The following is a 6,131-nucleotide window of genomic DNA, read 5'->3' as shown; positions in this document are numbered from 1 at the left end:
ACGGGTGGCAGCACGTTGTTTTCGTTGTTTGGGTGGTGTTTTTCTTTCACAAATTATTTGGGGATTTCTTCAAAAAAGATTTGGCGAGGGAGGTTGGAAGCCCTTATCTTTGCACTCCGCTTTACGACAGGGTGGTGCTCTTTAAAGGATTGGGTTTCAATGAGTTACGAAGGTTTTTCTGAAAATAAATTTCGAAAAAAGTTTGGCTGGTAACGTTGGACCTTCTATCTTTGCACTCCGCTTCTGAAACGAGGCAAACAGTTCTTAAGATACGGTTGACCAGGTGATTAGATGGAGTGGTGGTTTGGAAGAAACGCCGGGAAGTTTAAAAAATAAATTTGGTCAGAATAAAAGAAGCTCTTACCTTTGCACTCCGCTTCGAAAAACGGAGGGGCGCAATTGGAAGGAGTTCTTTAGAAAAACGATGGGTGAGACGCTTTAAAAGTGAGGCGGTCTGCGGTTCGAAACCGGGTCATCTGCGAAACAATTTGGAAGTAGGAATACGGACGGATTGAAGTTCTTTGAAAGAAAGGGAAGCAACGTAGCAACTAACTTCGGTTAGGCTACATTAAGGTAAGGTTGATCATTAGCGAATAAAATTCGACACAAATGACTCGACAATTTTCGAACGAGAATTTTCTAGTCAGGAAGTCAAACACTTTTACAATGGAGAGTTTGATCCTGGCTCAGGATGAACGCTAGCGGCAGGCTTAATACATGCAAGTCGAGGGGCAGCATGGTGTGTAGCAATACACACTGATGGCGACCGGCAAACGGGTGCGGAACACGTACACAACTTACCCGGAACTGGGGGATAGCCTTCCGAAAGGAAGATTAATACCCCATAAGATAGTGGAGTGGCATCACTCAGCTATTAAAGCTCAGGCGGTTCTGGATGGGTGTGCGGCTGATTAGGTAGTTGGCGGGGTAACGGCCCACCAAGCCTGCGATCAGTAACTGGTGTGAGAGCACGACCAGTCACACGGGCACTGAGACACGGGCCCGACTCCTACGGGAGGCAGCAGTAAGGAATATTGGTCAATGGACGCAAGTCTGAACCAGCCATGCCGCGTGAAGGATGAAGGTCCTCTGGATTGTAAACTTCTTTTATGGGGGACGAAATCTACGTTTCTACGTAGTCTGACGGTACCCTAGGAATAAGCACCGGCTAACTCCGTGCCAGCAGCCGCGGTAATACGGAGGGTGCAAGCGTTATCCGGATTCACTGGGTTTAAAGGGTGCGTAGGAGGGCAGGTAAGTCAGTGGTGAAATCTTTGGGCTTAACCCGAAAACTGCCATTGATACTATCTGTCTTGAATGCGGTGGAGGTGAGCGGAATATGTCATGTAGCGGTGAAATGCTTAGATATGACATAGAACACCGATTGCGAAGGCAGCTCGCTACACCTGCATTGACTCTGAGGCACGAAAGCGTGGGGATCAAACAGGATTAGATACCCTGGTAGTCCACGCCCTAAACGATGGATACTCGACATACGCGATACACTGTGTGTGTCTGAGCGAAAGCATTAAGTATCCCACCTGGGAAGTACGACCGCAAGGTTGAAACTCAAAGGAATTGGCGGGGGTCCGCACAAGCGGTGGAGCATGTGGTTTAATTCGATGATACGCGAGGAACCTTACCTGGGCTAGAATGCCGGTGGACTGTGGGTGAAAGCTCACTTTGTAGCAATACACCGCCGGTAAGGTGCTGCATGGCCGTCGTCAGCTCGTGCCGTGAGGTGTTGGGTTAAGTCCCGCAACGAGCGCAACCCCCATCACTAGTTGCCATCAGGTAACGCTGGGAACTCTAGTGAAACTGCCGTCGTAAGACGCGAGGAAGGAGGGGATGATGTCAGGTCATCATGGCCTTTATGCCCAGGGCTACACACGTGCTACAATGGGTCGGACAAAGGGCTGCCACTTAGCGATAAGGAGCCAATCCCAAAAACCGACTCTCAGTTCGGATCGCAGTCTGCAACTCGACTGCGTGAAGCTGGAATCGCTAGTAATCGTATATCAGCAATGATACGGTGAATACGTTCCCGGACCTTGCACACACCGCCCGTCAAGCCATGGAAGCTGGGTGTACCTAAAGTCGATAACCGCAAGGAGTCGCCTAGGGTAAAACTAGTAACTGGGGCTAAGTCGTAACAAGGTAGCCGTATCGGAAGGTGCGGCTGGAATACCTCCTTTTTAGAGCTGGATCAACGGTGCTGCCTTCGGGCGCACACGTTAATGGAGCGCGCTATGTTGTTTTTCTTCTTTCTTTCAATTTATTGTTCTTTTCAGATGGAACCCGTTCCCGAGTGATCGGGATGGGCTACAAAAAGATCCGTAGCTCAGCCTGGTTAGAGCACTACACTGATAATGTAGGGGTCAGCAGTTCAAATCTGCTCGGGTCTACCAAACCGAAGCTGCGAGGAGACTGTGCGGGTTGATGGGGTGTGACGCTCGAGGCGCTGGTGACATTTAATCCTGGGGGATTAGCTCAGCTGGCTAGAGCACCTGCCTTGCACGCAGGGGGTCAACGGTTCGAATCCGTTATCCTCCACAAAAAAGAGTTCTTTGCTTTTCTTTCTTTAGATGTGGTATCACGGTGTGTGATAGCCTGGTGGTTCGCAACCACAACATTTGACAAAAGCCGCCCACGGAATGGCCGTATGGGAAAAGGTGATCTGCCTTATGAGTGTCTACTCATTACTGATTACTGATTCTTCCTGCTGCCTGGTGGACCGGGAAGTTCTTTGACATATTGGAATCAATAAAGTTGTTAAACCGAGAGTAATCTCAAGATCGATCACACTTAGAATTTTAGATCACTGTTAGCAATAATGGATGGTCTTTTCTGAAGTGGTCGGGTAACAAATACAATTTCTAAATTTTTTAAAGCAATTAAGGGCACATGGTGGATGCCTAGGCTCTGAGAGGCGATGAAGGACGTGGTAAGCTGCGATAAGCCAGGGGGAACTGCACACGAGTATTATATCCCTGGATCTCCGAATGGGTCAACCCAGTACACTGAAGGTGTATTATCCGAAAGGAAGCCAACCCCGAGAACTGAAACATCTAAGTACCGGGAGGAAAAGAAAACAAATAGTGATTCCCTGAGTAGTGGCGAGCGAAACGGGAATAGCCTAAACCAAAGGAGCGTGCTCCTTTGGGGTTGTAGGGCTGCATTTAGAAAGAGTCATCAAGCGGAACCTTCTGGAAAGTTGGGCCATAGAGCATGAAAGCTGCGTACGCGTAAATTGACTTGGACGAGCAGTACCCTGAGTAGGGCGGGACCGGAGAAATCCTGCTTGAATCTGCCAGCACCATCTGGTAAGGCTAAATACTCCTCAGAGACCGATAGTGAACCAGTACCGTAAGGGAAAGGTGAAAAGCACCCTAAACAAGGGAGTGAAATAGTACCTGAAACCGTGTGCCTACAAGCGGTCGGAGCCTAGTAATGGGTGACGGCGTGCCTTTTGCATAATGAACCTACGAGTTACTCCTCACTGGCGAGGTTAAGTTCTTAAGTAACGGAGCCGTAGCGAAAGCGAGTCCGAACAGGGCGCTTAGTCAGTGGGGGTAGACGCGAAACTTTGTGATCTATCCATGGGCAGGATGAAGGAGGGGTAACACTCTCTGGAGGTCCGAACTCATTAACGTTGAAAAGTTATGGGATGACCTGTGGATAGGGGTGAAAGGCCAATCAAACTGAGAGATAGCTCGTTCTCCCCGAAATGTTTTTAGGAACAGCGTCACATATAAGAAGTTTATGAGAGGTAGAGCTACTGATTGGGCTAGGGGGCTTCACCGCCTACCAAACCCTGACAAACTCCGAATGCTCATAAATATCTGTGGCAGTGAGGCTGTGGGCGCTAAGGTCCATGGCCGAGAGGGAAATAACCCAGAATAACAGCTAAGGTCCCTAATACGTAGTTAAGTTGATCAAACGAGGTGAGGTTTCTATAACAGCCAGGATGTTGGCTTGGAAGCAGCCATTCATTTAAAGAGTGCGTAACAGCTCACTGGTCGAGAGACCTTGCACGGAAAATAATCGGGCATCAAACTACGAACCGAAGCTTTATGTTGCGACTTTGAGTCGTATACGGTAGGGGAGCATTCTGACAGCATCGAAGGTGTACGGCGACGTATGCTGGAGCGGTTAGAAAAGAAAATGTAGGTATAAGTAACGATAAACAAGGTGAAAAACCTTGTCGCCGCAAGTCTAAGGGTTCCTGATCAACGTTAATCGGATCAGGGTTAGTCGGGTCCTTAGGAGCACCCGAAAGGGGAATCTGATGGAAAACGGGTTAATATTCCCGTACCCGCATACGTTTCGATGGGGTGACGCAGTATTGAAAGTTCCCCGCACTTACGGAATAGTGCGGTTAACCTTGTAGCTATTTGTTTTCCAGGCAAATCCGGAAGATAAGGCAAAGAGGGAAAGTACACCAAAGCTTCGGCCGCGGTGAGTGAACCTAAAAGCTGCCGAGAAAAACCTCTAAGGTTAGGCGTATGCGGCCCGTACCGCAAACCGACACAGGTAGACGGGATGAATATTCTAAGGCGCTCGGGTGAGCCGTGGAGAAGGAACTAGGCAAATTGACGCTGTAACTTCGGGATAAAGCGTCCCTACTTCGGTAGGGCACAGTAAAATGGTTCAACCAACTGTTTAACAAAAACACAGGGCTCTGCAAAATCGCAAGATGACGTATAGGGCCTGATACCTGCCCGGTGCTGGAAGGTTAAGGAAGGATGTTCGGGGTAACCCAAAGCTTCTGACTGAAGCCCCAGTAAACGGCGGCCGTAACTATAACGGTCCTAAGGTAGCGAAATTCCTTGTCGGGTAAGTTCCGACCTGCACGAATGGTCTAATGAGTTGAACACTGTCTCCTCCACGAGCCCGGTGAAATTGTAGTATCGGTGAAGATGCCGGTTACCCGCCACGGGACGGAAAGACCCCGTGAACCTTCACTACAACTTTGCATTGATTCTGAGCAACCGATGTGTAGGATAGTTGGGAGACTGTGAAGTGGCTTCGCCAGGAGTCATGGAGTCATCGTTGAAATACCAACCTTCGTTTGCTTAGGGTCTAATCCCTTACGGGAAACAGTGCATGGTGGGTAGTTTGACTGGGGTGGTCGCCTCCTAAAAAGTAACGGAGGCTTGCAAAGGTTCCCTCAGTACGGTTGGTAATCGTACGTAGAGCGCATCAGTATAAGGGAGCTTGACTGTGAGACAGACGCGTCGAGCAGGGGCGAAAGCCGGCTGAAGTGATCCGGTGGTTTCCGTATGGAAGGGCCATCGCTCAAAGGATAAAAGGTACTCCGGGGATAACAGGCTGATCTCCCCCAAGAGCTCATATCGACGGGGAGGTTTGGCACCTCGATGTCGGTTCGTCACATCCTGGGGCTGGAGAAGGTCCCAAGGGTTCGGCTGTTCGCCGATTAAAGTGGCACGTGAACTGGGTTCAGAACGTCGCAAGACAGTTCGGTCCCTATCTGTGGTGGGCGCAAGTAAATTGAGAGGACATGACCTTAGTACGAGAGGACCGGGTCGTACGTACCGCTGGTGTATCAGTTGTGCCGCCAGGTGCAGCGCTGAGTAGCTATGTACGGACAGGATAAACGCTGAAAGCATCTAAGCGTGAAACCTTCCTCAAGATGAGTTTACTTTTAAGGGTCGTCAGAGACGATGACGTTGATAGGCTACAGATGTAAAGCTGGTGACAGCAAAGTCGAGTAGTACTAATTGCCCGTACGCTTTAATTTTTTTCTTATCTATTCTCGCTTGTTTAGCAACGATTCCAATATGTCACTTTATTGATGACTCGATCATCACCAATATTATGGTGGTTTTGCCGAGGGTGTTCACCTCTTCCCATCCCGAACAGAGAAGTTAAGCCCCTCATGGCCGATGGTACTGCACCAACATGCGGGAGAGTAGGTAGCCGCCATATCTCTTTAAAAGCCTCAGTGAAAACTGAGGCTTTTTCTTTTACCCCACCTCCCCCACAAAACTACACGGGGAAAAAGAGCCTATTAAAGAAGACAACGCCTCATAAAAAAGAGACCCCCCCGGGTCTCTTTTCCTTTTATCATCGTGCGACCCGGTACACCGGGTATTGCATATGGCCCGGCT

The 6,131-nt window shown here is 49.2% G+C and carries 1 protein-coding gene, 2 tRNA genes and 3 rRNA genes; all 6 read left to right on the top strand.

The window, feature by feature from the left end:
- On the top strand, window positions 1–182 hold a 182-nt coding region (locus E0486_RS19155; protein WP_207906293.1), incomplete at its 5' end, for a hypothetical protein.
- Between the two features lie 481 nt (window positions 183–663).
- Window positions 664–2,195: ribosomal RNA gene (locus E0486_RS18065) — 16S ribosomal RNA — on the top strand.
- 135 nt (window positions 2,196–2,330) lie between these two features.
- Window positions 2,331–2,408 (top strand) — tRNA-Ile (locus E0486_RS18060).
- A gap of 71 nt (window positions 2,409–2,479) precedes the next feature.
- Window positions 2,480–2,553: transfer RNA gene (locus E0486_RS18055), tRNA-Ala, on the top strand.
- Between the two features lie 331 nt (window positions 2,554–2,884).
- Window positions 2,885–5,761: ribosomal RNA gene (locus E0486_RS18050) — 23S ribosomal RNA — on the top strand.
- 76 nt (window positions 5,762–5,837) lie between these two features.
- Window positions 5,838–5,949 (top strand): 5S ribosomal RNA (gene rrf, locus E0486_RS18045).
- Together the 16S, 23S and 5S rRNA genes with 2 tRNA genes alongside form the textbook arrangement of a ribosomal RNA operon.
- Window positions 5,950–6,131: the final 182 nt, after the last annotated feature.

Origin of the sequence: Flaviaesturariibacter aridisoli (assembly GCF_004343705.1) — a bacterium.
GTDB lineage: Bacteria > Bacteroidota > Bacteroidia > Chitinophagales > Chitinophagaceae > Flavisolibacter > Flavisolibacter aridisoli.
This window is presented reverse-complemented; position numbering and strand designations above follow the sequence as displayed.